This window comes from Nocardia sp. NBC_01329 (assembly GCF_035956715.1).
In the GTDB taxonomy this organism is placed as follows: Bacteria; Actinomycetota; Actinomycetes; order Mycobacteriales; family Mycobacteriaceae; genus Nocardia.
Genome location: NZ_CP108381.1, coordinates 2,250,334 through 2,274,959, shown reverse-complemented (window position 1 = coordinate 2,274,959; position 24,626 = coordinate 2,250,334). Strand labels below are relative to the sequence as shown.

The window sequence follows — 24,626 nt, the reverse complement described above, 5'->3', positions numbered from 1 at the left end:
GAGCGGCGGATCCGCTCGGCCACCGCAATCGAGCGCGGGAGCGATGTGCGGACCCCTGGCCACGCCTGTAACGTGTTCCGCTCCGAGTGTCGAGCAGTGGGCCCGAAGGGGGACCAGCCGCAAATGGTGAGCTTCTTCCGTAGACAAGGCGATCGGTTCGTTGCCGAGAAACTCGCAATCAGCCCGTGGACGCCGAAGAATCTCAGTGGAACGGGAGTGTGCGGTCTGCTCGCCCGGGAGCTGGAGAACCACGGCCCCGACAGCTTCGTCCCGGCCCGCCTCACCGTGGATCTCTACCGGCCGGTGGCCGACGGACCGTTCGACATGCGCACCACGGTGATCCGCCGTGGCTCACGGATCGCCGTGATCGACGCCGCCCTCGTACAGGATGGTCAGGACCGGGCTCGGGCCTCGGCCCTCTTCCTGACTCCCGGTGCCGAGCCGCCGGGACGGGTATGGAGTCCGACCGAGGAATTACCGACACCTCCGGAGGGTCGGATGTCGCCGACGGGATCGCCGCCACTGTTCAAAAGCGGTGACCGCGACTGGACCCCCGATTTCGGGGCGAACCAGAACGCCGACCGCAAGATCTGCTGGCAGAGCCTGCCGCCCCTGGTCGCCGGTGAGCAGATCACCCCTTTCCAGCGCGCCGCGATCATGGGCGATGCCACCAACCACACATGCCATTGGGGATCCGAGGGCGCCGGGTACATCAATGCCGATGTGACCGTGACACTGGCCCGGCTCCCGATCGGCCACGAACTCGGCTTGCGTGCCGAGAACACCATCGCCTCGGCCGGGATCTCCATCGGCAGCGCCACCCTGTACGACCGGACCGGCCCCGTCGGCACCTGCGTGGTGACCACGCTGTCCAACGCCCGTCGACAGATCGACTTCTCGATCGGCCCACTCGCCTGACCCGAACCCCCGCGCATGGCGGATCAGAGGCGCTACAGCGCCCCGGCACCGGAGGTGCCGACAAGTACCACAGCACCGGAGGCGCCTACAGTCCCACAGCACCGGAGGCGCGACACTGCACCACAGCCCGGGACGCGGCGGATTCGCGGGCCGCTTCGAGTATTCGGAGCCCGGCGAGCGCGTCGGCGGGATCGACCGGTACAGGCCCGCCGTCCAGCACTGCGGCTGCGGTGGCCGCGTAGAAAGCGGGATAGTCTCCGGGCAGAGTGGGATACGGCGTCACCTCGGACCCCGCGCCGAGTACGCCGTAGTCCGCCTCGGCCGCGACACCCCAGCGGCTTGCGTCCCCCGGCCTGCGACCATCGCGCAGTGCTGCCTCCTGGGGATCAAGACCGTGCACTTCGTACCCGGCCCGGTCGCCGAGCACCCGGAACCGGGGGCCGAGCAGTGGGGCCACGGCACTCGCCCACAGATGGGAGAGCGCGCCGCCGGTGTGAGTGAGGGCGAGGAACATATCGTCGTCGGTGCTGACGCCGGGGCGGCGATCGGCCAGTTCGCAGTAGACGCTCTCGACCGGGCCGAACAGTGTCAGGGCCTGGTCGACGAGGTGACTGCCCAGGTCGTACAGGATCCCGGCGGCGTCGTCCGGTCCGCCGACCTCGCGCCAGCCGCCCTTGGGTACCGGCCGCCAGCGCTCGAATCGGGATTCGAAGCGGCGCACCGGGCCCAGCGCACCGTCGGCCATGAGCTTGTGGACCGTCCGGAAATCACCGTCCCACCGCCGATTCTGGAAAACGGTGAGCAGCCGCCCGGTACTCTGTGCGGAGCGCAGTAGATCCTCGGCTTCTGCGGCGGTCACCGCGAAGGGTTTGTCCACCACCACCGCGGCTCCGGCTCGGAGCGCCCGGCGCGCCAGTTCGGCGTGCACACGGTTGGGTGCGGCCACGACCACCAGATCGATACCGGACATATCGGCGAAGAGGCTGTCGGCGTCGGGCAGCACCCGGGCCCCGGGATGTTCACGGCGCGCCTGCGCCGCCCGTTCGGCCGAACCGGTCACCACGGCGGCGACCCGCATCCGGGGCTCGGCGGCGACGAGTGGTGCGTGGAACACCGATCCAGCCAGCCCGTATCCGATGACGGCGACTCCGAGGCTGCTCATACCCGCCGACGTTACCCGGCGGCCGCGCTCACCCGGCGGAGGTCAGGAATGACAACCGGACCTCGCGGTCCGGATTATCGACATTGAGGTCGACCAGCGCGATCGACTGCCAGGTTCCCAGCGCCGGTTCGCCGGCGAGCACCGGAACAGTCGCGTAAGGGGCGATGAGCGCGGGCATCACATGGGAGCGCCCGTGCCCGCGCGATCCATGCGCGTGCCGCCACCGATCGTCGGCCGGCAGCAGGTCGCGCAGAGCGGCCAGTAGATCCTCGTCACTGTGTGCGCCCAGCTCCAGAACCGCGACTCCGGCGGTGGCGTGCGGTACGAAGATGTGCAGGAGACCGTCGCCGCCCGCCTCGTTCACGAACGCCCGGCATTCCGGGGTGATATCACGGACCATTTCGTTGCGGCCGGTGTGCACCGCGATGACTGTGCTGCGCATATCCGGGCAGCCTACGCGGATCCGGTATCGGTGGCTGCCGGGTACGCACCGCGGGCCCGGCATCGTTGCGCCAATCCGGAGAGCACCGGCGAGCATCCGGCATCGAGGCGGCGGGTGGCGAGGTCGTCACTGCGCGTGGCACCACGGTTCACGATCACCACCGTGCCACCGTTGCGGGCGATCCGGTGTACGAAGCGGCGGCCCGACAGAACGGCCAGACTGGATCCGGCCACCAGGATCACCTCGGCCGAATCCACCAACTCGTAGGCGGCCGCAGCTCGTTCGGGTGGCACGCTCTCCCCGAAGTAGACGATATCGGGCTTCCACAGTCCGCCGCAGCGCGGACAATCCACCATGCGGAAATCGCTGGTGTCCTCGACCACGGCGTCGGCGTCGGGCGCCACTTCGAGCCCGGTCACCGAGGCGGCGGCGAAACCCGGATTGGCAAGCTCCAGTTGTTCGGCCAGCGCCATCCGGGAGATCCGTGCCTCGCACCCCAGACAGCGCACCTGGGCGTAGCTGCCGTGCAGATCGATCACCCGGCGGCTGCCCGCCTTGGTGTGCAGCAGATCGACGTTCTGGGTGATCACCCCGGTGACCGCGCCCCGCCGTTCCAGTTCGGCCAGGGCACGGTGGCCGGCGTTCGGGCAAGCGGCGTCCATATGCCGCCAACCCACGTGGTTACGCGCCCAGTAACGCTGACGGAATACCGGATCGCCCACGAACTGCTGGTAGGTCATCGGATTACGCGGCGGCGAATCCGGTCCGCGGTAATCGGGTATGCCACTGTCGGTGGATATTCCGGCGCCGGTGAGCACGACCATCGACCGGTCGCCGATCACCTCGACGAGATCGTCCAGAGCGTCGGTCCAGGAATCGGCGTGGTCGCGGCCGAGCAGTGCCGTGGCGGGCATACCCCGAGCCTACGTGCCGGGCGGCGGCCACTGTCCGGCCACCACCCGGGACCGGGAACTACTCGGTCACGTCTGGATCCCGGCGAGCTTGCCCGCTTCCGCGTCGAGACCCAGCATGGCCAGCAGGTTGCGGCAATCGGCGGCGTCGGTGGAATGGCCGGCGACGATCCGGGCGGCGACAGCACTGCGGCGCGCGGCCTCCGCGCGTTCGGCACTGCGGATCTCCGCGAACTCGGCCAGATCGGACTCGGGAACGGCGTGGTCGATAGGGGTGGTGCTGCGGCTGGATGTGCCAGGCATGGGTCTCCTTCGAGTTGTTCGAAGCCTACGCCGAGGACCGGTGACGCACAGCGCAACCGGAAACTCGAGTCCACCTCCGCACCCCTGTTCCGGCCCCAGGTTGCGCGGGCCACCGACCCAGCTACCAGCGTGTTCGCCGAATCCGCATAGCACGCCCCGGAACTCGGACGGATCCTCGCGTGGAGTTGCGAGTTCGACATGCCGATCGATTGCCGGGGTCGATAGCAAGACATCGGGTACTGTGGCCCGTGTCATAATCCGACCACCGGACCGGCGTCGCCCAATTTCCGTGTCGCAGGTGCGCCGATGTCCTTTTTGCGGCGCTTGTTTTTTATGACACAACTCCTCTAAATTCACCTCCTGCACGTTCACCAATTTGGAATGCTCGTGTTCCGCTGTTGCGGGGGCGGTATTCCACCCCAGCGAGGAGGTACACCGGTGGAGATCGACCACTTCAGCCATGGCTGGCTCACCCCCGTGGTCGCGTACGTGATGTCGTTCACCGGATCGTTGCTCGGGCTACGGTGCATGAGCCGTGTCCGCACCGGATCGCCGTTCGACGGCTGGCTCATCGCCGCATCGGTCGCCATCGGCGGCACCGGAATCTGGGTCATGCACTTCATCGCCATGCTGGGATTCCGGATCAACGGCGCGGCCATCAAGTACGACGTGCCGGTGACCCTTGTCAGCGCGATCATCGCCATGGTGGTGGTCTGGCTCGGACTGTGCCTGGCCCAGCAGCGCCGGATGGGCGCCCAGGGCCTGCTGGTCGGCGGCGTGGTCACCGGAATCGGTGTGGGCGCCATGCACTATGCCGGTATGTACGCCATGAAAACCGATGTCGAGATCGGCTACGAATGGTCGACTGTGGCGTTGTCCATGGTGATCGCGGTGATCGCCGCGACCGCCGCGCTCTGGTTCACCCTCAATGTCCGCGGCACCCTGGCCACGGTCGGCGCCGCACTGGTGATGGGCGTGGCCGTGGCCGGTATGCACTACACCGGCATGTACGCCATGCACGTGGGTGCGCAGCACCAGATGACGCCGTCGGGAGCGGGAGCAGCGCAGTTGCTGACGCCGCTGATCGTCGGTGTCAGCCTGCTGACCGTGGGCATGCTGTTCCACTTGGGCCTGACCGAGGTGAGCGGCGCGGCGTCGCTGGCGCGACGGACCGCGACCGACACCTACTGGCCCACCCGCGACTGACCCCAGGGCGTCCGCTTCGGGACATTTCGGGTCGCCTGGCCGAAATGCGTCACGTGCCATGACATGCGCCGATCAGGCCGGCGCGGCGCCCCGATAGGGTCGCGGGGTGCGGCAGCGGATCATCCTGGATGTGGACACCGGCGTGGACGATTCCCTCGCGCTGCTCTATCTGCTCGCCAGCCCCGACGCCGAGATAGCCGGTATCGCTTCCACCGCCGGAAATGTGCCTGCGGCACAGGTCGCGATCAACAATCTGGCGTGGCTCGAGCTGGCCCGGGCCCCGGAGATCGAGGTGACGGTCGGTGCGGCAGGCCCGCTCGAGATCCCGCTGCGCACCACCGAGGACACCCACGGGCCGCACGGGGTCGGCTATGCCGAACTCCCGGCTCCCACCCGGCGCGTCTCCACTCGCAGTGCCGCGCGGATGTGGGTGGATCTGGCCCGGCGGAACCCGGGCGAGCTGATGGGGTTGTGCACCGGGCCGCTCACCAATCTGGCTCTCGCCCTGCGCGAAGAACCCGAACTTCCCCGGCTCCTGCGGCGGCTGGTGATCATGGGCGGTGCTTTCAACCACCCCGGGAACACCACCCCGACCAGCGAGTGGAACATCCACGTCGACCCCGAAGCCGCGAAGATCGTCTTCGACGCGTTCTCCGCCGCCCCGCCCGACCGCCGGCCGATCGTATGCGGTCTCGACATCACCGAATCCATCGAGATGCGACCCGCGCACCTGATCCGGCTGGCCGAGCGCGCCGGCAGCCACCCGCTGGAGACGGTATCCCCCACCGACCCGCCCGAGGCTCGCTCGGTGGCCGGCAATCCGATCATCCGATACCTGACCGATGCGGTCCGCTTCTACTTCGATTTCCACCACGGCTACGACCTCGGCTACCTGGCCCATATGCACGATCCGTTCGCCGCAGCGGTAGCGCTGGATCCGGCGCTGGCGCGCACCCGGCCCGCGACCGTGGACGTCGAACTCGCCGGCACCCTCACCCGGGCCACCACTGTCGCCGACTGGGCCGGGATGTGGGGGCGCCCACCCAACGCCGATATCGTCGTCGGCACCGACCCTGTGCAATTCTTCGACCGGATGATCGCCCGGATCGGCGACCATGCCCGCGCCCGGTATCCGGGGGGAGCATGCCGATGAACCCCTCGCCCGGTGACCGGCCGCCGAACTCCGTCCGACCCGATCGAGAGGTACGAACGTGAACTCCTCCGGAGTAGCAGAGGTGCCGGCCGACGAGGCGTATCTGGCCGAGTTCCGGCAGCGACTGGAATTGCCCGGGATAATCGATGTGCACACCCATTTCATGCCGCACCGGGTGCTGCGTAAAGTCTGGGCCTACTTCGACGAGGCCGGGCCGCTCACCGGACGTCCCTGGCCGATCACCTATCGCGCCGATGAATCGGTGCGGTTGGACACCCTGCGCCGCTTCGGCATCCGCGCCTTCACGGCGCTGGTGTACCCGCACCGGCCGGATATGGCGGCCTGGCTGAACGAATGGACTGCCGAGTTCGCCGCCGAGGTCCCGGAATGCCTGCACACCGCCACCTACTATCCGGAGGCGAGCGCCGCCGGGTACGTGGCGGCCGCGGTGGATCAGGGCGCCCGAGTTTTCAAAGCGCATATCCAGGTCGGCGCCTACGACCCCCGCGACCCGCTGCTGGACCCGGTCTGGGGCCTGCTCGAGGACGCCGGCGTACCCACCGTGATCCACTGCGGTTCCGGTCCCGCGCCCGGCGCCTTCACCGGCCCCGGGCCGATCGCCGAGGTGCTGCGGCGGTTTCCGCGGCTGCCGCTGATCGTGGCGCATATGGGTATGCCCGAGTACCGGGACTTCCTGGATCTGGCAGATCGGTATTCGGAGGTGCGTTTGGACACCACGATGGCGTTCACCGATTTCGCCGAGGCCGATGTCCCGTTCCCGGTGGCGGACCGGCAGCGTTTGATCGACCACGGCGACCGGATCATGTTCGGTAGCGATTTCCCGAACATTCCTTACCCGTACCGGCATGCCGTTCAGGCCCTCGAGCGGCTGGAACTGGGCGACGAGTGGCTGCGCCGAGTCTGCTACCGCAATGCCGCGGACCAGTTCGGTAGGGTCTGACCGATACCGGCCCGGCGTTCCGTTCGACCACGAGCGGCCGGATACCGGCCCGGCCGAGTTCACAGGCCAGCAGCAGACCCACCGGGCCCGCCCCGGCGATGATCACGTCGTAGCGCATCTCGAGTCCTGCCGTTCGGTACGGGCAGCCCGGCGGCCAACTGGTTGAGGGCATCACGCAGTACGGCCGCGAGCGGTTCGGGTGGCCGGGTGCTGCGCGCGACGGTGACCGCGTCCCAGCTCTTTTCGATGGAGAGTCGAATGGTGGCGAGGCTCAGCGCGAAGCGGGTCTCGCGTTTCTTTTTCAGCTGTCGAAAGCGTCCAGCAGCTTCTCGGCGGCCAGGGCAGCGGTCAGTGTGCCGTCCCGGACCGCACGCTCCACCTCACCGCGCAGCGCCTTCACCTTCGGATTCTCGGCGAGACGGCGCAGCAGCTGATCGTGCACCATGGTCCAGGTCCAGTCGACCTGTTGCCGGCGCCGTTTCTCGGCGAACTCCCCGGCGTCGGTGAGAACCCGGCGGTGGTCCAGTACGGTCTGCCAGAACTGCTCGAGACCGATACCCTCCAATCCGCTCATGGTCAGCACCGGCGGACGCCACAGCGCATCGTGCGGATGGATCAAGCGCAGCGCCCCCGCCAATTCCCGCGCCGCCGACTTCGCCTCGATCTCGTGTCTACCGTCGGCCTTGTTCACCGCGACCAGATCGGCCAGTTCCAGGACACCCTTCTTGATGCCCTGCAACTGGTCACCGGTACGGGCCAGGGTGAGGAAGCAGAAGACGTCGACCATATTCGCGACCGTCACCTCCGACTGCCCCACACCGACGGTCTCCACCAGGATCACGTCATATCCGGCCGCCTCGAGCAGCACAATGGTCTCGCGGGTCGCCTTCGCCACCCCGCCGAGCGTGCCCGCCGTCGGCGACGGGCGGATGAAGGCGTTCGCCTCCACCGACAGCCGGGCCATCCGGGTCTTGTCCCCGAGGATCGACCCGCCCGTACGGGTGGACGACGGATCGACCGCCAAGACGGCGACCCGGTGCCCCCGGCCGATCAGCTGCATACCCAGGGCATCGATGAAGGTCGACTTCCCCACCCCGGGTACCCCGGTGATCCCCACCCGGTTCGACAGTGCCGCACCAGTTTCCGGGGCCAGCCGCAGCAGCAGCTGCTGAGCCTGGTCCCGGTGGTCGGAGCGGGTGGACTCCACCAGCGTGATCGCCCGCGCGAGGGCGGACCGCTCACCGGAGCGAACCGCCTGCGCGAGGGCCTCCACGTCGACTACACGTGTGCTCATCCCTGGGCTTCGACCCCGGATTCGGAATCACCGGAACCGAGTTCGTGCCCAAGCGCGGCACCGAGCTTGCGCAGCAGATCGATCGCCGCGTCCGCGATCACGGTGCCCGGCGGGAAGATCGCCGCCGCCCCCGCCTCGTACAGCTCGTCGAAGTCGCCGGGCGGAATGACCCCGCCGACGATGACCATGATGTCGGGCCGGCCGACATCGGCCAGAGCCTGCCGCAGCGCGGGCACCAGCGTGAGATGACCGGCGGCCAGCGAGGACACACCGACGACGTGCACGTCGTTGTCCGCCGCCTGGCGGGCCACCTCCTCGGGGGTCTGGAACAGCGGGCCCACATCCACATCGAATCCGAGATCGGCGAAGGCCGTCGCGATCACCTTCTGGCCGCGGTCGTGACCGTCCTGACCCATTTTCGCGACCAGGATACGGGGGCGCCGTCCTTCGGCCTCGGCGAACTCCTCCACCAGAGCCCCGGCGGTGGTGATGTTGGTGACCTTCCCGGCCTCGTCGCGATACACACCGGACAGGGTACGGATCTCGGCCTGGTGGCGGCCGTAGATCTTCTCCAGCGCGTCCGAGATCTCGCCGACGGTCGCCTTCGCCCGCGCCGCGTCGATCGCCAGGGCCAGCAGGTTGTTCTCCATCCCGCCCTCGGCCGAGGCGGCGGCACGGCTGAGCTCACCCAGCGCCCGGTCCACCGCGTCCTGGTCACGGTCGGCCCGCAGCCGCCGCAGCTTCTCGAGCTGCTCGGCCCGCACCCGGGAGTTCTCGACCTTGAGGACCTCGACCTCGTGATCCTCGGCGACCTGGTACTTGTTGACGCCGATCACCGGCTGCTGGCCGGTATCGATCCGCGCCTGGGTCCGGGCGGCGGCCTCCTCGATGCGCAGCTTCGGAATACCCTCACCGATCGCCTGCGCCATCCCGCCGTGCGCCTCGACCTCCGCGATATGCGCCCGGGCCCGTTCGGCGAGCTGATGGGTCAGCCATTCGACGTAATACGAACCGCCCCACGGGTCGATCGGCCGCGTGGTGTTGGATTCCTGCTGGATGAGCAGCTGGGTGTTGCGCGCGATGCGGGCCGAGAAATCGGTCGGTAGCGCGAGCGCCTCGTCCAGGGCGTTGGTATGCAGTGACTGGGTGTGCCCTTGGGTCGCCGCCATCGCCTCGATACAGGTGCGGGCCACATTGTTGTAGGCGTCCTGCGCGGTCAGCGACCAGCCCGAGGTCTGCGAATGGGTCCGCAGCGACAGTGATTTCGGATTCTTCGGATCGAACTTCGCGACCAGTTCGCTCCACAACAGCCGGCCCGCACGGAGTTTGGCGACCTCCATGAAGAAATTCATCCCGATGGCCCAGAAGAACGACAGCCGCGGCGCGAACTTGTCGATCTCCATGCCGGCGTCGATCCCGGCCCGCAGATACTCCACGCCGTCGGCGAGGGTGTAGGCGAGTTCGAGATCGGCGGTCGCCCCGGCTTCCTGGATGTGGTAGCCGGAGATGGAAATGGAGTTGAACTTCGGCATCTTCGCGCTGGTGTAGGCGAAGATATCGGAGATGATCCGCATCGAGGGCTTCGGCGGATAGATGTAGGTGTTGCGGACCATGAACTCTTTCAGAATATCGTTCTGAATGGTTCCGGCCAGCTGTTCGGGCGTGACGCCCTGCTCTTCGGCGGCCACCACGTACAGCGCCAGGATCGGCAGCACCGCGCCGTTCATGGTCATCGACACGCTGACCTGATCCAGCGGTATCTGATCGAAGAGCTGGCGCATATCCAGAATGGAATCGATGGCGACACCGGCCATACCGACATCGCCCTGCACCCGCGGATGGTCGGAGTCGTAGCCGCGGTGGGTCGCGAGGTCGAACGCCACCGACAACCCCTTCTGCCCGGCCTGCAGATTGCGCCGGTAGAAGGCATTGGAATCCGCCGCCGTGGAGAAACCCGCGTACTGGCGGACGGTCCACGGCTGGTTCACATACATCGTCGGGTACGGACCGCGCACGAACGGCGCGACACCGGGGACGCTGTCGAGCGGGAAACCCGCTTCGGCGACGCCGTCACGATCGGCCTTGGTGAACACCGGCACGACATCGATACCCTCCGGCGTCGACCACACCAACTGTTCGGGCGCGTAGCCGTTCGCGGCAGCCGCCTGCCGCACGAACGCGTCGCGGGCGCTCTCGTCGGCGTTGTCCGGTGTGAAACCCGGTTCAGTGAGGGGAATCTCGGCGAAACTGCCGATCTCCTGCGCTATTCGCTGTGTCGTCATCAGGCTCCCACCTTCTCCAGCAGGGCGGTCAGGGCGGCGACCGCGTCGATCCGAGCCGCCAGGAACCCGTCCGGACGCCGAGCCTCCTCGATACCGGCCAGCACCTTCTCCGGTCCGGCCAGCAGTACGGTTCCGACTCCGGCACCCCGCAGTTGTTCCACTGCCGCGGCCGCATCGGTGCCGTAGCGAGCGTCGGTACCGCAGAGCACCGCGATCGATGCTCCGCTTTCCTTTGCCGCCGCGGCGATATCGCCCTCGGCGAGCGGTCCCGGATTGATGGATTCGATCCCACCGGAGGCCAGCAGGTTGGCGATGAAGGTGACCCGCACATTGTGCTCGGCGACCGTGCCCAGCGGCACCAGCAGGGCCTGCGGACGAGTGCCGTGTGCCGCCAGGTAGGCATCCGAGCGGTCGCGCAGCGCTTCGAACGGGGCGCCGTACCGCTGCCCGGGCCCGGCCGTGCGGGCGGCCTCCGACAGCGGCGTCTCGGCGAGGTTCGGAAATTCGTTCACCCCGGTGACCGCGGTCCGGCGATGGGCGATATCGCCCTCCCGCCGGGTGTTCGTCTCACCGATCCGGGTGGCCAGCAGACCGGAGTCCAGCGCCGACCGGTAGCCACCGGCGGCTTCGATCTCCTGCATGAATTCCCATGCGGCGGTGGCCAGGTCGTCGGTGTACCGCTCGACATACCAGGAGCCCGCGCCCGGATCGTGCACATGCCCGAGATGGGATTCCTCGAGCAGCAGCAGCTGAGTGTTGCGGGCCATCCGCTCCGAGAACGACGCCGAGACACCGAGTTCACCGGCGGGCAGCGCGGAATCGAAGGGCAGTACGGTGACGGTATCGGCACCGCCCACCCCGGCGCCGAAAGCCGCCAGGGTGGTGCGCAGCAGGTTCACCCAGGGGTCCCGGCGGCTCATCATGGCCGCCGAGGTCACCGCATGCTGCGGGGCCGCGCCCTCCGACGGCGCGCCCAGCGCATGGGCGACCCGCGCCCACAGACGCCGGCCGGCCCGGAACTTGGCGAGGGTGGCGAACTGGTCGTCGGTGGCGGCGAACCGGAACTCCAGCTGGCGCAGCGCCTCGGGGACCGGCATCTCCCCGGACAGCACGCGCAGGTATTCCAGCCCGGCGGCGACGGCCGCACCCAGTTCCTGGGCGTCGGAGGCACCGGCGTCGTGGTGGACAGTGCCGTCCACGGTGATGGCTCGCACGGTCTCCGGACGCCGACCCGCCGCGACGGCCAAGGCCGCTGTCTCGGCGAGACCCAGATCGTCGGCGCCGGCGAATGCACTGGTGAGGGGGGCCGCGCCGAGGGAGACACGGATCGCGGCACGGTCGGGCGCCGAATACCGGTCGAGCATCTCGTACACGGCCGCGGCCGCGGCGGCGGTCCGTGTCCCGGCCCGCAGGGTCAGCGGCGCCAGTTCGAACAGCAGACCATCGAGCGCGGCGCCGATCTCACCCACCGGTACGCCGTGCGCGCCGATTCCGAGTTCTACGGCGCTCAGCCCGTTCTCCAGGCCGACGGTGATCTCCCGGTTGGCGGTGGCCGCGTCGCCGGCGGCGATCCGGGCGCTGACGAACCAGCCGCGATGGACATCGCGGGTGGCGTCGCCGCCCCGGACGAACGGGTAGGCACCGGGCAGCGGCTGCTCGGGCAGTTCATCCCGACGTGTGTACAGCGGTGCGATACTCAGTCCGTCGTAGGTGGACTGGTTCAGAAGCTTTTCGGGTTCCGCACCGAGTTCGGCCGCATCGGCCTTGCGGGTCTTGGCCAGCACTCCCGCCACACCCTTGCGCCAGGCGGGATATTCGGGCACCGCGGACGAGGACGGATCAGCTCCGGCCGCGGGCTCTGCAGCAATCGGCATACCCTGTTCCCTCATTGTCGTTCCAGTACAAGCGCACCACTGGTGTGCGCGGGTACCTTGGCATCCGCCCAGCTCAGCGAATACTTTGGTTAACGAGCATTCAGCCCGCCCCTCCGATGCTAGCGGGATGCCCGTACGGCATTGTCCGTGGCCACCACTACCAGCGAGTAACCTCGCATTCCCGATCGGCTCGCCCCCTGCCCGACCACCGGGTCCGGTCCCGCCGACCCGGGACCGTTCGGACAGCGCCCGGCGGCCGACCGGTAGCCTCGGCCGGTGCCCCGAATGCTCCGCGATCGGCGGGTGATCCTCTTTCTGTGCGGTGCCGCGCTCGTCTGCGCGGCCGCATTGCTGACCCCGCTGCCCAGCCCGGCACAGATCCAGGAGTGGGCCGGGGAGGCCGGGCCCTATTTTCCGATACTGTTCTTCGTCGCGCACACCGTCATCACCATCGCCCCTGTCCCACGCACCGTGTTCACGGTGGCCTCGGGCCTGCTGTTCGGCCCCGCGCTGGGGCTGGCGGTGGCACTCGGCGCTTCCGTACTCAGCGCTGCCGCCGCGTTTCTCCTGGTCCGTGCCTACGGACGGGACCGTGTCGGCGTGTACCTGGACCATCCCGCCGTGCAAATGGTGGACGAGCGCCTGCACCGGCGGGGCTGGCTCGCCGTCGGCGCGCTCCGGTTGATCGCCTTCGCACCGTTCTCGGTGGTGAACTACTCCTGTGCACTGTCCTCGATCCGGTTCTGGCCTTATGTGGCCGCTACGGCGATCGGCATCCTGCCCGGTACCGCCGCCACCGTGATCCTGGCCGATGCACTGACCGGAGGTACTCATCCGGCAATGGTGGCGGTCTCGATCGCCTGTATCGCCGCGGGCCTGCTGGGACTGCTGATCGATCAGCGGTGGAAGCCCGCGGTCGAAGCGCCGATCCCCGTCCTCGACGGATCCCGTATTCCGGAGCACAACGCCACGCCATGATCGTTGCTGACCGATAGCGCAGGCCGGCGCGGAGATCGCCGCACCGGAACCGGAGATCCCGACGACGGCGACGTACAGCCGACCTGCCGGGTGTACCGGGTGCTTTCCACACCGGCAGCAGCTCAGGGCTGATCGGTCTCGTCGCGCGCCTCCGCCGGCCAGCGATCGAAATCGGGTGATTCGGCCACCCCGCGGATCGTCGCGGCCTGCCCGGCGTAGAAACCTGCGTGGGCCGCCTGCCGGTTGCGCCGGCCGGCTTCGGCCAGCCAGCTGTGCGCACGGCGCAGTACTTCGCTGACATCGGATGCGGAATCGCCGTCCAGAACCAGGTCACCGTGCTCGGGTGCCACCAGCACAGCGGCCCCGACGTGTTGCAGGCAGCGCCCGATTCCCTTGGCATCGGCGAGGTCTCGGTAGGTGGTCAGTGCGCGCTGCCAGCAGCGCAGGGCGCCGCGCGGTTCGCCGCGGGCCCAGGCGACCGCGCCGGCGATCTCGTACACCCGCGCCCACCCGTCGGCGTCCTCGTCGGCGGCGGCACGCAGTGCCGCCAGTTCCAGCCGGTCCTGGGCAGCGTCCAGTCGGCCCTGATAAATATGTGCCACGGCGAGGTCGGTGAGCACTCGCACCTGGTTCGCCCGATCGTCGCGCGGTAGCCGCCACCAGGCCGACCGCAGCCGATCGACCGCGGCGGACAGGGTATCGGCGGTGGCGCCCGATTCGAGCAGGGCCAGGCCGGCGGCGTGTTCGGCGCGGGCGCCCACCCCGGTGGCCTGCCGCCACCACAGGCGCCGCCGCGGTGGCGGTGGCGGCCCCAGCCCACCCGAACGCAGCAGGACCGCCCGGTGGTGGCCACCGAGTACCGCCGGGCCGAGTGCCGCCAGGTCCGCTGCCACCGCACGAGTTTCGCTGCCACCGGCCGGATCGACGGCGTACCAGATATCGAGAGCATCACCGATTCGGACCAGTTGGGCGGCGGTGGCCGGGGGAACGGCAGCCGCGAAATCGCCGCGGCAGCACTCGTGCACCAGCATCCGCAGCCCGGGCTCCTCCACCGTGAACCAGCGCCGGGCCCGTGGCCCGAACGGCACGGTGTTCACCCCGACAGCCCAGCTCGTGGCACGGTCCGCACGGTGGCTCAACAGCGCGAACAGGGCCGCCTGCCACACCGCGCCGGCGATCACCGCGTCCCGATCCCGTGATTCGGGACGCAGCGCGAGCCGGTAACGCTGAGGCTCGTGGCAGACCAGCACTCCGGCCGAGATCAGTCGGGTCAGCAGGCCGCTCGCGGTCCACTGCTCCCCCGGCCCGATCGGCGGGCCGCCGCTCGGCGAGGAGCCCGATCGCGGTCCCAGCGCCGATTCCATACCCACGGCGGTGAGGATCGCATGCACGGTAGCGGCGTCGTACTCGGCGACCGGCAGTTCGGACAGCGCGGCGGCCACCGGATTTCCGTCGATCCGGGGATCGTCCTCGGGCGGTGGCGGCGATGGTCGTGCCAGGGGCGTCCCGGCGAGAGGCGGCCCGTCCAGGTCGGCGAGCAGGGTGCGACGTCGCAGCAGTCGGCGCCGATCGCGCTGTTCGGCGGTCAGCCGGTAGCCGGTGTAGAGCACAGCCGATGCGACGATGAGCACCGCCAGCCAGCGCAGGCCGGAGGCGAGCAATTGCACCTCGGCGCTGTCGCCGAACGAGTTCATCACCAGGTTCCGGCCCAGCTCCAACAGCAGAGCCGAGGCCAGTACCGACAGACCACTGAGCACCCCGGAGACCACCGAGGCGCGCGGCAGAGTTTCTCTCATCGCAGCACCCCACCGGTGAGACCCGGCACGATCCAGCGCCGCCAGGTCGCCAGTACCAGAGCGACCGGTAGCAGCGCCGCGATCAACGAACCGGCCGCCAGCTGAGCGGCGTTCTCGCCGAACTGCCGCGCCTCGCCCCACAGCAGCAGCGACCACGGTGAGGCACCCGCCCCACTGATCAGCAATCCGACGATGAAATCGTTCCACACCTGAACGAATTGGATTACCGCCACCGCGACCAGGGACGGACCCGCCGAATCGAGCAACCGGCGGCTGATCGTGCCCGGGGCCGCCAGCCCGCGTAACGCGTCGGCCGCCGGGCTACCCGGCGGTACGGCCACCGCGCCGCGCAGAATCAGCACCGCGATCGGTAGCCCCGCCGCCGCGTGCACCAGAACGAGCGGCACCCGGGTCCCGGAGAGACCGTGGTCGTCGATGAAGATGTCGAGCGGACCCAGATATGCCTGAACCGGTAGTACCGCGAGAACCACGAGCGCGGTCACGATCGCGCGCGTCACCCATCCGGCGGGCGCGACCGCGATCCGGTAGGCCAGGGGCGCGGCGGCGGCCACCACGATGACCGTCGCCAATACCGCCACCCAGAACGTCGCTTCGACGGAGTGCAACAGCCACCGGTCCCGCCAGACATCGGCGAATGCGGCCATCGACCAGCCGTCCGGTCCGCGCAGCGCCACGACCCCGAGCACCACCAGTGGGATCACCGCGGCCACCGATATCGCCCCGATCACCGCGCCCCGGGCCCACTCGGTCACCGCGCGGCCGCCCGACGCGGCGGGAGCACCGTCGCCGGGATGCTCGGCGGACGGATATCCGGTACCGCGGTCCCGGAGGTCGGTCTGCAGCGCCCAGGCCGCCGCACCGAGGAGGACGGCCAGCGGAAGCGCGTATGCGGCCGCATCCCCGGCGGTCGCGGAATCGGTCGCCAGCCGCCACCACGACACGGTGGCACTGTCCACCTGGTACTGAACCGAACCCGGCACTCCGATGAGCACCACGTCGAACACCCGGGCCGCCGCCACCCCCACCACGAGCCCGGCCACCAGCACTATCGGTCGCTGCAAGGTGAACAGTCGCCACACCAGCGTGATCCCGGACTTCTCCCGCAGCCGGGTCCATCGGACCGGATCGCGTTCGAGCGCTCGGATACCCGCGCGGAACACACCGATCAGGAAACCGAGCCAGGTCCACAGGAACGCCGAACCGAGCATCACCACGAACCAGGCCCGGTATCCGGGAAAACCGTTGAATCCCAGTCGGGTGCCGGTGTATTGGAAGATCAAGCGGAACGCGACACCCGAGACCAGTGCCGAGATGCCGAACGGCACGATCAGCGGCAACCACAACCCCCGGCTGCGCCGGGTCCACCAGGCCAGCAGCATCGCCACCACCAGCAACGCGGCCGCGAACGCCATCCAGCACAGGCTGCGCGCGTACGATTCGTCCGACCAGCACAGCGCCGCGACGGCAACCGTCCCGACCAGCACCGGAGCCGCCCACAACTGTCGCTGCGCGCCGCGGCGGGCGGTTTCCACGGCGGCCACGAACGCTACAGCCGCGACCGCACAGGCCACCACCGGCCACAACCGGGTACGCAGGGCCAGAACGACCGTCCCGGCGGTGGGTACGAGCAGCAGGGCCAGCAGCAGCAGAGCCGGCAGACACGCCATCAGGGTGACTCCGCGCTGCGGCGGCCGACCGGGCACCAGCGCCCCACGCAGCGGCCCGACCGGCAGCTCCACCCGCAGGCCGTGCGCTTCGAATCCTGTTGGTGTCGTACTCATCTCCATCCTCTTTCGAACCGGCTCAGGGTCGCGACAGCGGTATCGGCAGCGGCACTCACATCACCACCGGTATCGCCGACAGTGATCAGGAATTCGGTGAGCACCCGCCACAAACCGTCGCGTCCGCCGACCGCGCCGATCCGGTCGGACAGATCGAAATCCGGCCAGTCGGCCAGAGTGGCGGCCGTGGCCGCCGACCAGCGCGAATACCGGGCGCGGGTGTTCACATTGGGCCCGAGGAACCCACCGACCCGCTCGATCCAGGGCACCGGCGCCTGCTCGGCCGCCAGCGCGGCCACCACCGCTTCCGCCCGGGGCCCCGCCGAACGGGTCAGGACCATGACATCACCGCCCACGATCCGCGGATGCTCCCCGCCCGGCTCTGTCCTCGGGAAGGGCACCACCACCGCCGCCTCCTCGGTCCGGCCCGAACGCCGCAGCGCGTCGCGCACCACCGGCTCGGCGAAATCCGGTGCCGCGACGGCCAGCGCTCGCCGGTGTTCGAAGACATCGCGCACGGCATCGGCGAACTGTTCGGTCAGCGCGGTCCCCACCCCGCCCGGCAGCCCGTCGCGGATACCCCAGAAGCCGCCCAACCGGGTGAGGGTGTGGCGCACCGCCGGGACGTCCCAGTTGCGGCCCCCGTCACCCAGCGCGCGATACACCGCCGGAGATTCGGCGAGCAGCAGGTTCTCGAAGAGGTCGGTCAGCACCCAGCCGTCGGCGGCCCCGAGCGCGAGCAGCCGCCGCGACGAGCCCGCGGCTTCGCGGACACCGGCGAGCCAATCGCCGACCGTCCACGCGGCCGGATCGCCCAGCCCGGAATCGGTGAACCCGTCGCGGTCGTACCAGATCAGGGATTTACCGCTGGCTTTGAACGGCACTCCGTAGAGGTGACCGCCGTCCTGACACAGCCGCCGCCACTGGTCACCGTAGTGTGACCCGTCCGGGCCGGTCCACAGGTCCGCGGGCACCTCCCGCAATCGACCGGCAGCGGCCAGATCCCGGAGCTGCCCGGCCTGCGGCAGCATGACGATATCCGGGGCCGACCGGCCGCGGGCAGTGAGCGCGGTCCCGATCTCGTCGCCGAGCGGCACCACTTCGACCGGCTCCGGCAGTCCCGCGGTATCGAGGACCGACCGGAACGCCGACAGCTCCAGGCCACCCCAGGCGACCGCGATCCGCACCACGTCCCGATCGCCGAGCAGCACATCCGGTGAGCAGGCCGCCAGCAGCGGCGCCAGCGCGGCCGCCCCCAATACGGCACGACGTGTCCCCACGATCCCCCGATGCGCTTGTCCGGCAGTGGGTTCCGATTATGGCCCAGGCGGCGACCGGACGCGTGTGGTTCGGCGAACCCGCCGGTGACCGTCCCCTATAAGAGGCGGCGACCGGCGCGCGGAACTACTGTCCCGGCTGCTGCACAGGTTGCTGCGGCAGCGCCGCAGGTGTACCGGACCGATCCGGTTTGGTGGTGGTGACAGGCGCGGCGGTGTCCACCGGTGTGCGGGCCACCGACTCGGCCGCACGGACCGCCCGCTCCACCGCCGGGTCGGTACTCGTATCGAACCAGTCGGCCACTTCGTCGGAATCGTCGTCCGGTTTTCCGGGAACCTCCGCATCGGTGGGCGGCTCGTACCGGAAAACGCCGTCCTCGCCCTGGGTCGCGAAATTCTTCGCGAAACCCTCCAGCGCCTTGCCGAAATCGCTGGGCACCAGCCACACCTTGTTCGCGTCGCCGCGCGCCACCAGGGGCAGAGTCTGCATGTACTGGTAGGCCAGCAGTTCGGGGGTCGGTTTCCCGGATTTGATCGCGGCGAACACCTTCTCGATGGCCTTGGCCTGTCCCTGCGCCTGCAGATACGAGGCGGCCCGTTCGCCCTGGGCGCGCAGGATCCGGCTCTGCCGCTCACCCTCGGCTGACAGGATCGCAGACTGTTTGGCACCCTCCGCCGACAGGATCTGCGCCTGCTTCGCGCCTTCCGCGGTTTTGATCTGCGATTCCCGGGTGCCCTCGGCGGTGAGGATCATGGCCCGCTTCTCCCGGTCCGCCTTCATCTGCTTCTCCATCGATTCCTGGATCGACGGCGGCGGATCGATGGACTTGAGCTCGACCCGCGCCACCCGCAGACCCCAGCGGCCGGTGGCTTCGTCGAGCACCCCACGCAGCTGATTGTTGATCTGGTCGCGGGAGGTCAGTGTCTCCTCGAGGGTCATTCCACCGACCACATTGCGCAGGGTGGTGACGGTGAGCTGTTCGACCGCGGCGATGTAGTTGGAGATCTCGTAGACCGCCGCCTGCGGCTGCATCACCTGGAAGTACACCACCGAGTCGATCTGCAGGGTCAGATTGTCCTGGGTGATCACCGGCTGGGGCGGGAAGGAGACCACCCGTTCCCGGAGATCGACCTTGGCGCGGATCCGATCGACGAACGGGACAAGGAAGGTCAGCTGTCCCGAGGCCGTCCGGGAGTACCGGCCCAGCCGTTCGATCACCGCCGCCTCGGCCTGCGGTACCAACGCGATCGATTTGAACACCACTACCGCCACCAGCAGTACCAGTGCCAGGACGACTATCAGTGCAGCCATTACGGCCCTTTCCAGACAACGGCGGTCGCGCCGTCGATCTTCATCACGTACACGGTCGCGCCCTCCGGGTACTCCTCACCCGGGTCCAGGGCACGTGCGGTCCACACCTCGCCGCCCAGCTTCACCAGGCCGCCGTGCTCGCCCACCGGCTCCAGTACCCGAGCGGTCTTACCGGGGAGCGCGTCCGCGTTGGTCAAGGTGGGCGGTGGAGTCCCGAAGCGGCGCAACAGAACAGGACGCACACCCACCAGCAGTACCACCGCCGACACCGCGAACACCACCGCGTCCACAACGGGCGTCGTGTCGGCGAGGAAGCTCACCCCGGCGGTGAGGAGCGCGGCGGAACCGAGCATCAGCAGAGTCAGTTCACCGACGAACATCTCGGCTGCCGCCAACAGTATCCCGGCAACCAACCAGACAATTGCGGCCACACAGCCCACCTTAGTGCGATACCGCACATCCCGGGGCCGGACGGGCGACACCCCGTCACCGGAGGAGCGCCGGGGGTGGCGAGTGCGCTACGTTCGGCCCGGTGAGCGATCGATACGCTGATATCTTCTCCGGCCACCCGCGCACTGCCCGGCGCACCGTCGCCCAAGTGGACGCCGATCCGGGCCTTGTTGTCGAGGACGCCGCGAGCGGGTTCTGTGGGGCCGTGGTCGGATTCGACCGGAGCCACGACGGCGATTTCGTGAAACTCGAGGACGCGCGCGGCGCGGTACGCCTGTTCGCCCTGCGAGAGGCGGCGTTCCTGATCGACGGTGAGCCGGTCACTCTGGTGCGGCCGAGAACACCCGCCGCCACCCGATCCGTCCGCTCCGCGTCGGGGTCCACCCGGGTCGAGGGGCAGCGCGCGAAAGTCGCCGCGCCCAGCCGGATCTGGGTAGAGGGTGTGCACGACGCGGCACTGGTGGAGCGGGTCTGGGGTCACGACCTGAGGGTCGAGGGGGTGGTGGTCGAACATCTGGAGGGCCTCGACAACCTCGCCGCCCGGCTGACCGAATTCGGTCCCGGCCCCGGGAAGAAGGTCGGCGTATTGGTCGACCATCTGGTCACCGGATCCAAGGAGACCCAGCTCACCACCGGGCTCGGCGAATTCGTCCTGGTCACCGGGCACCCGTACATCGACGTCTGGGAGGCGGTCAAACCGGCGGTGCTCGGTATCCCGGAATGGCCGCGGGTGCCGCGCGGGGAGGACTGGAAGACGGGGGTGTGCCGGCGGCTCGGTTGGGGGACGCCGCAGGAGGGCTGGCGCCGGGTCTATTCGGCGGTGAACTCGTTCCGTGATCTGGAGGCACCGCTCCTCGGTGCGGTGGAACGTCTCATCGACTTCGTGACCGAACCGGGCGAACTATTCTAACCGCCGGAAACGGCGTGCGCAGAGGCTGCCCGCCGCTTGCCGACACCCTTTATGCTCGATGATTATGTGCTCTCCCAGTGCCACCCTCACACTGTGGGCCGGATCGTGGCTCGCGGGTAGCAGCGCGCCCGACGACGTGCTCGGGGCGCTGCATGCCTGGGCGCCGCGCCATACTCTCGCGGCCGGGGACCCGGTCACCGGCGGCCGCACCGATCTGCCGTGGTCGGCACACGCGAACCCGGGCAGCACCGGAGTCATGCCGCTGCTCAAGCTGATTCGCGAGGAACTGGCCGTCCCCGACGCGGAACTGCGCCTGGTGCTGCCGGTACCCGGCGATGTCCGCGGCCTGCCGATGGGCACCGCGTTCGCCGCGGACGCGGTGGAATCCGGGGAGGGAATCCTGCTGGGGGTCCCGGATGCCGAAGGTACCGGGCTCATCCCGTCCGAGGTGGACGAGAACACACTGCAGTGGACCGTCTACAGCGTGCCGATGCCACGCACCGCCGGGCCCGATATGTCACTCGGGGAAGCCGAATACGCGATGCGCGAAGCAGTCCGGGACGCGGCCGACGCGCTCATGCGCCTGCACACCACGGGCCTCGGCGGCGGGGACGCCGACCCCCGCGAACTCATCGAGGCCGAACTGGCCGACTACTCCCGGCACACCTACCCCGAATACGTCCCGTTGCGCGCCAAGCGGATCCTCGATTCGGCCGATCACGTGGCGGCGATCCTCACGGTGGCGCAGCGCGAACCCGCTTCCGCGCCGACCTCGGCCAGCGCCGCCACCGAACACGAGACCCTACTGCGTCCCCTGTGGGACGCTATTCGCGCGGCGCGCCTCGTCGCGGTGCACACCGCCGCACCACAATCCCGCTGATCCCGGCGCAGGTGCGGCGCCGCTGATCCGGCAGGGCGTCGCCGTATCACTCGGCCGGAGTACCGACTTCGCGTGACATCCACCGCGGGCCGGCCGAGCACTCGGCGCGCCTCGCCCGACCCCGGCCGCGCGGTCTCGCGACCGGGAGAGCCCGGATTCAGCGGGCGGCGATGATCGCCGAGCCGTGGCCGAAGAGACCCTGATTGACCGCGATACCGGCCCGGGCGTTTTCCACCTGGCGGTCGTCGGCTTGTCCGCGTAATTGCCAGGTGAGCTCGCAGACCTGAGCGATCGCCTGCGCGGGGATCGCCTCACCGAAGCAGGCCAGCCCGCCGCTGGGGTTCACCGGCACGCGTCCACCCAGCGTCGTGGCGCCGCTGCGCAACAGTTCCTCGGCACCGCCCGTCTCGCAGAGTCCGATGTCCTCGTACCAGTCCAACTCCAGCGCGGTGGAGAGATCGTAGACCTCCGCGAAGGACAGGTCCGAGGGCCCGAGTCCGGCTTCCTCGTACGCGGCATGCGCGATCGCGGACCGGAACGTATGCGGTGGGGGTTCGACGGCCACCGCCGAATCTGTCGCGAAGTCCGGCAGGTCGAGCACTGTTTTCGGGAATGTGGGCGTAACCGTCGACAGCGCCCGGATACGGACCGGGTCGCTGATGCCGCGGCGGCGGGCATACTCCACCGAGGTCAGGACCAGTGCCGCGCCGCCGTCACTGGTGGCGCAGATGTCGAGCAGTCGCAGCGGGTCCGCGACGATGGCCGAGGCCGCGACCTCCTCGGCCGCGACCTCCTTGCGGTACCGGGCGTACGGATTGTTGAGTCCGTGCTTGGCGTTCTTCACCTTCACCGCGGCGAAGTCCTCGAGCGTAGCGCCGTGCAGCGCCATCCGGCGCCGGGCGTACAACGCGAAATAGATGGGGTTGGTGGCGCCGAGCAGGTGGAAGCGCAACCAGTCCGGATCGTCGCGGCGTTCACCGCCGACCGGCTGGAAGAAGCCTTTGGGGGCGGCGTCCGCACCGATCACCAGCGCCACATCGGTCAACCCGGCCAGGATCTGGGCGCGGGCGTTGGCGATGGCCTGGGCACCGGACGCGCAGGCGGCGTAGCTGCTCGAGATCCGCGCGCCCGACCAGCCCAGCGCCTGGGCGAACGTCGCCCCGGATACGAAACCGGGGTATCCGTTGCGGATCGTGTCCGCGCCGGCGATGTAGCCGACGTCGCGGTGGTCCACACCGGCGTCCGCCAGGGCCGCGCGGGCTGCGACCAGTCCGTATTCGACGAAATTACGTCCCCATTTTCCCCACTGGTGCATGCCCGCACCGAGGACGGCGATATCGCGATCATTCCTGTCGGTCATCGACCGGCCTCCACATCCACACCGTGTGATCGGCTTCCTCGTCCGTGTACAGCACACCGAGGGTGAGTTCTACCGGCATCCCGACGGCCAGGTCGTCGACCGTGAGGCCGCGCACGACCTGGCCGAGAATCACCATCTGCTCGACGTCGAGCTCCACCGCCGCGACGACATACGGCTCGAACGGATCGGTTGAGACATAGGGCGGGGGCGGTTTGTACCGGGCGTCCGCGTAGGACCAGATGCGGCCCTGTGTGGAGAACAGGTATTCGGCGAGTTCCGAGCCGTCCTTCGGACTTGCGCACTGCGGGTTGCGGCAGGCCAGTGTGTTCCGCGGGAAATACGGTGTGCCGCACACCTCGCAGCGACTTCCCACGAGACGCGGCGTGCCGTCGTCCGCGGTGAACCAGTCCGATACCGCCGGGCGTTGTTCCTTCTGCACAATCCGACACTATAGGAACACGTTCTATTCTGGGATAGGAACACGTTCCATTTTCGAGCGGAATTCGCCTGCGCCGATGTATCGGCAGCGGTACCGTGAAGCGCGATGGGCATCAGAGGCGTCGACCCGCAGTCGATCCGAAACGTCACAATCGCCGGAGAACCCGCCGAGACGACGGGGGTAGTCCGGCGCCTGTTCCGCGGCTGCGCCGGGACCGGCGCAGCCGCCGCGCTCCACCGGGTTGGCCGTGTCGATCACACGATTCGCGTCGCCGAGCTGTCGAGCTACGCCCCTATCGCGGACCTGGAACGAGCCATCCGGGTCGCCGACGGAGTGATCGTGATCCTGAACGCCGCCGTCGCGAACGCCCCGCGACTCGAGACGATCCTACGGGTGGCCGACGACCATCAGGTCGCCAGGCTGTGTCTGGTCATCGGACTCGACCATCCCGGCGCCGACTTCGACCGCTGCCTCCGCGCGATCGCCGACGCGCGGGGGGCGCGACCGCTGACGCTGCACCTTCCCCTCGGTATCGGCCCCGGGTTCGAAGGCGTCCTCGATCTGGTTCCGATGTGGGCGCTCGAACCGATGGCCGCCGAATTCTACGGACCTCGGTGGAAAGTCGCCGAGCAGTGGTATCGCGATCTCACGGCTGCGGTAGCGGAGCTGGACAGCGAGGATTCCGACGCCGACCTCGGGACCCGAAAGATCCCGCCCGCACAGCTGCACGACTACATCCGCTCCGTCACCCGCCTCGGTGAGGCGGTGCCGGTGCTGTGCGACGCGGCCCGGGGCAGCGACGATACCGCTACGCTCCTGGACGCCATCGTCCGCTATCTGCCGTCGCCCATGCTCGTCTGCCAACCCGAGCACGCTCTCGACTACTGACCGGTATTGCCGGGAGGCACGACTTCGG

The 24,626-nt window shown here is 69.0% G+C and carries 22 protein-coding genes and 1 pseudogene; 8 read left to right on the top strand and 15 right to left on the bottom strand.

Features of this window, described 5'->3' with window-relative positions:
- The first annotated feature begins 96 nt into the window (after positions 1-96).
- Entirely contained in the window at positions 97-918 is an 822-nt protein-coding gene (locus tag OG405_RS10680; RefSeq protein ID WP_327151462.1) for a thioesterase family protein, read from the top strand.
- An 85-nt stretch (positions 919-1,003) separates the two neighbouring features.
- Here OG405_RS10680 and OG405_RS10675 read toward each other — a convergent pair whose 3' ends face one another.
- From OG405_RS10675 to OG405_RS10660, 4 genes are all read right to left on the bottom strand, one after another.
- On the bottom strand, positions 1,004-2,080 hold the full coding sequence (locus OG405_RS10675) for a Gfo/Idh/MocA family protein (RefSeq protein WP_327151461.1): 1,077 nt from the start codon (positions 2,078-2,080) through the stop codon (positions 1,004-1,006).
- Between the two features lie 28 nt (positions 2,081-2,108).
- Positions 2,109-2,522, bottom strand: coding sequence for a YjbQ family protein (locus OG405_RS10670; RefSeq protein ID WP_327151460.1), 414 nt, complete (start codon positions 2,520-2,522; stop codon positions 2,109-2,111).
- Between the two features lie 11 nt (positions 2,523-2,533).
- Complete coding sequence (locus OG405_RS10665) at positions 2,534-3,346, bottom strand: Sir2 family NAD-dependent protein deacetylase (protein WP_327152297.1); 813 nt, start codon at positions 3,344-3,346, stop codon at positions 2,534-2,536.
- A gap of 156 nt (positions 3,347-3,502) precedes the next feature.
- Positions 3,503-3,736, bottom strand: coding sequence for a hypothetical protein (locus tag OG405_RS10660; RefSeq protein ID WP_327151459.1), 234 nt, complete (start codon positions 3,734-3,736; stop codon positions 3,503-3,505).
- A gap of 438 nt (positions 3,737-4,174) precedes the next feature.
- On the opposite strand from OG405_RS10660, the gene OG405_RS10655 reads away from it, so the two are divergent.
- The 3 genes from OG405_RS10655 to OG405_RS10645 all read left to right on the top strand — a co-directional run bounded on the left by OG405_RS10655 (position 4,175) and on the right by OG405_RS10645 (position 7,056).
- Positions 4,175-4,942: an MHYT domain-containing protein gene (locus OG405_RS10655; protein ID WP_327151458.1), complete on the top strand. Its 768-nt coding sequence runs from the start codon at positions 4,175-4,177 to the stop codon at positions 4,940-4,942.
- A gap of 106 nt (positions 4,943-5,048) precedes the next feature.
- Positions 5,049-6,095: a nucleoside hydrolase gene (locus OG405_RS10650; protein WP_327151457.1), complete on the top strand. Its 1,047-nt coding sequence runs from the start codon at positions 5,049-5,051 to the stop codon at positions 6,093-6,095.
- A gap of 58 nt (positions 6,096-6,153) precedes the next feature.
- A complete protein-coding gene (locus OG405_RS10645; protein WP_327151456.1) occupies positions 6,154-7,056 on the top strand; it encodes an amidohydrolase family protein in 903 nt (300 codons plus the stop codon).
- A 55-nt stretch (positions 7,057-7,111) separates the two neighbouring features.
- Here OG405_RS10645 and OG405_RS10640 read toward each other — a convergent pair.
- The 4 genes and pseudogenes from OG405_RS10640 to OG405_RS10625 all read right to left on the bottom strand — a co-directional run.
- Positions 7,112-7,174, bottom strand: a pseudogene (locus OG405_RS10640) (hypothetical protein); the annotation flags it as partial.
- 183 nt (positions 7,175-7,357) lie between these two features.
- The gene (meaB, locus tag OG405_RS10635; protein WP_327151455.1) at positions 7,358-8,350 is read right to left on the bottom strand and encodes a methylmalonyl Co-A mutase-associated GTPase MeaB; all 993 of its coding nucleotides are present in this window, start codon (positions 8,348-8,350) and stop codon (positions 7,358-7,360) included.
- A complete protein-coding gene (gene scpA / locus OG405_RS10630; protein ID WP_327151454.1) occupies positions 8,347-10,632 on the bottom strand; it encodes a methylmalonyl-CoA mutase in 2,286 nt (761 codons plus the stop codon). The genes meaB and scpA overlap by 4 nt, the downstream gene beginning before the upstream one ends.
- Positions 10,632-12,506 (bottom strand): methylmalonyl-CoA mutase family protein, encoded by a 1,875-nt coding sequence (locus OG405_RS10625; RefSeq protein WP_327151453.1) that lies wholly within the window; start codon positions 12,504-12,506, stop codon positions 10,632-10,634. The genes scpA and OG405_RS10625 overlap by 1 nt, the downstream gene beginning before the upstream one ends.
- 276 nt (positions 12,507-12,782) lie before the next feature.
- On the opposite strand from OG405_RS10625, the gene OG405_RS10620 reads away from it, so the two are divergent.
- Positions 12,783-13,484, top strand: coding sequence for a TVP38/TMEM64 family protein (locus OG405_RS10620; protein ID WP_442790690.1), 702 nt, complete (start codon positions 12,783-12,785; stop codon positions 13,482-13,484).
- A 122-nt stretch (positions 13,485-13,606) separates the two neighbouring features.
- Here the strand turns inward: OG405_RS10620 and OG405_RS10615 are convergent, their stop codons facing one another.
- The 5 genes from OG405_RS10615 to OG405_RS10595 all read right to left on the bottom strand — a co-directional run bounded on the left by OG405_RS10615 (position 13,607) and on the right by OG405_RS10595 (position 20,102).
- Positions 13,607-15,280 (bottom strand): hypothetical protein, encoded by a 1,674-nt coding sequence (locus tag OG405_RS10615; RefSeq protein WP_327151452.1) that lies wholly within the window; start codon positions 15,278-15,280, stop codon positions 13,607-13,609.
- On the bottom strand, positions 15,277-17,082 hold the full coding sequence (locus tag OG405_RS10610; protein WP_327151451.1) for a hypothetical protein: 1,806 nt from the start codon (positions 17,080-17,082) through the stop codon (positions 15,277-15,279). Before OG405_RS10610 ends, OG405_RS10615 begins: the two co-directional genes overlap by 4 nt.
- On the bottom strand, positions 17,079-18,362 hold the full coding sequence (locus OG405_RS10605; protein WP_327151450.1) for an ABC transporter substrate-binding protein: 1,284 nt from the start codon (positions 18,360-18,362) through the stop codon (positions 17,079-17,081). Before OG405_RS10605 ends, OG405_RS10610 begins: the two co-directional genes overlap by 4 nt.
- Before the next feature lie 124 nt (positions 18,363-18,486).
- A complete protein-coding gene (locus OG405_RS10600; RefSeq protein WP_327151449.1) occupies positions 18,487-19,671 on the bottom strand; it encodes an SPFH domain-containing protein in 1,185 nt (394 codons plus the stop codon).
- Positions 19,671-20,102 carry an NfeD family protein gene (locus OG405_RS10595; RefSeq protein WP_327151448.1) on the bottom strand — a complete coding sequence of 144 codons (432 nt, stop codon included), beginning with the start codon at positions 20,100-20,102 and terminating at the stop codon, positions 19,671-19,673. The genes OG405_RS10600 and OG405_RS10595 overlap by 1 nt, the downstream gene beginning before the upstream one ends.
- 101 nt (positions 20,103-20,203) lie before the next feature.
- Here OG405_RS10595 and OG405_RS10590 point away from each other — a divergent pair, with 101 nt between their 5' ends.
- Both OG405_RS10590 and OG405_RS10585 read left to right on the top strand, forming a co-directional pair.
- The gene (locus tag OG405_RS10590) at positions 20,204-21,031 is read left to right on the top strand and encodes a DUF3097 domain-containing protein (RefSeq protein ID WP_327151447.1); all 828 of its coding nucleotides are present in this window, start codon (positions 20,204-20,206) and stop codon (positions 21,029-21,031) included.
- A 64-nt stretch (positions 21,032-21,095) separates the two neighbouring features.
- Positions 21,096-21,911, top strand: coding sequence for a hypothetical protein (locus OG405_RS10585; RefSeq protein WP_327151446.1), 816 nt, complete (start codon positions 21,096-21,098; stop codon positions 21,909-21,911).
- Between the two features lie 157 nt (positions 21,912-22,068).
- On the opposite strand, the gene OG405_RS10580 is transcribed toward OG405_RS10585, so the two are convergent.
- Together OG405_RS10580 and OG405_RS10575 are read right to left on the bottom strand one after the other, a co-directional pair.
- Positions 22,069-23,271 (bottom strand): lipid-transfer protein, encoded by a 1,203-nt coding sequence (locus OG405_RS10580; RefSeq protein WP_327151445.1) that lies wholly within the window; start codon positions 23,269-23,271, stop codon positions 22,069-22,071.
- Positions 23,255-23,710 (bottom strand): Zn-ribbon domain-containing OB-fold protein, encoded by a 456-nt coding sequence (locus tag OG405_RS10575; protein WP_327151444.1) that lies wholly within the window; start codon positions 23,708-23,710, stop codon positions 23,255-23,257. The genes OG405_RS10580 and OG405_RS10575 overlap by 17 nt, the downstream gene beginning before the upstream one ends.
- A gap of 105 nt (positions 23,711-23,815) precedes the next feature.
- On the opposite strand from OG405_RS10575, the gene OG405_RS10570 reads away from it, so the two are divergent.
- Positions 23,816-24,598: a GTP-binding protein gene (locus OG405_RS10570; protein WP_327151443.1), complete on the top strand. Its 783-nt coding sequence runs from the start codon at positions 23,816-23,818 to the stop codon at positions 24,596-24,598.
- The last annotated feature ends 28 nt before the right edge of the window (positions 24,599-24,626 follow it).

Coding starts and splice junctions, on each gene's coding strand:
- OG405_RS10665 (WP_327152297.1), bottom strand. CDS start 3,346: ATGGTCGTGCTCACCGGCGCCGGAATATCCACCGACAGTGGCATACCC.
- OG405_RS10625 (WP_327151453.1), bottom strand. CDS start 12,506: ATGCCGATTGCTGCAGAGCCCGCGGCCGGAGCTGATCCGTCCTCGTCC.
- OG405_RS10675 (WP_327151461.1), bottom strand. CDS start 2,080: ATGAGCAGCCTCGGAGTCGCCGTCATCGGATACGGGCTGGCTGGATCG.
- OG405_RS10670 (WP_327151460.1), bottom strand. CDS start 2,522: ATGCGCAGCACAGTCATCGCGGTGCACACCGGCCGCAACGAAATGGTC.
- OG405_RS10570 (WP_327151443.1), top strand. CDS start 23,816: ATGGGCATCAGAGGCGTCGACCCGCAGTCGATCCGAAACGTCACAATC.
- scpA (WP_327151454.1), bottom strand. CDS start 10,632: ATGACGACACAGCGAATAGCGCAGGAGATCGGCAGTTTCGCCGAGATT.
- OG405_RS10600 (WP_327151449.1), bottom strand. CDS start 19,671: ATGGCTGCACTGATAGTCGTCCTGGCACTGGTACTGCTGGTGGCGGTA.
- OG405_RS10585 (WP_327151446.1), top strand. CDS start 21,096: ATGTGCTCTCCCAGTGCCACCCTCACACTGTGGGCCGGATCGTGGCTC.
- OG405_RS10610 (WP_327151451.1), bottom strand. CDS start 17,082: ATGAGTACGACACCAACAGGATTCGAAGCGCACGGCCTGCGGGTGGAG.
- meaB (WP_327151455.1), bottom strand. CDS start 8,350: ATGAGCACACGTGTAGTCGACGTGGAGGCCCTCGCGCAGGCGGTTCGC.
- OG405_RS10660 (WP_327151459.1), bottom strand. CDS start 3,736: ATGCCTGGCACATCCAGCCGCAGCACCACCCCTATCGACCACGCCGTT.
- OG405_RS10580 (WP_327151445.1), bottom strand. CDS start 23,271: ATGACCGACAGGAATGATCGCGATATCGCCGTCCTCGGTGCGGGCATG.
- OG405_RS10615 (WP_327151452.1), bottom strand. CDS start 15,280: ATGAGAGAAACTCTGCCGCGCGCCTCGGTGGTCTCCGGGGTGCTCAGT.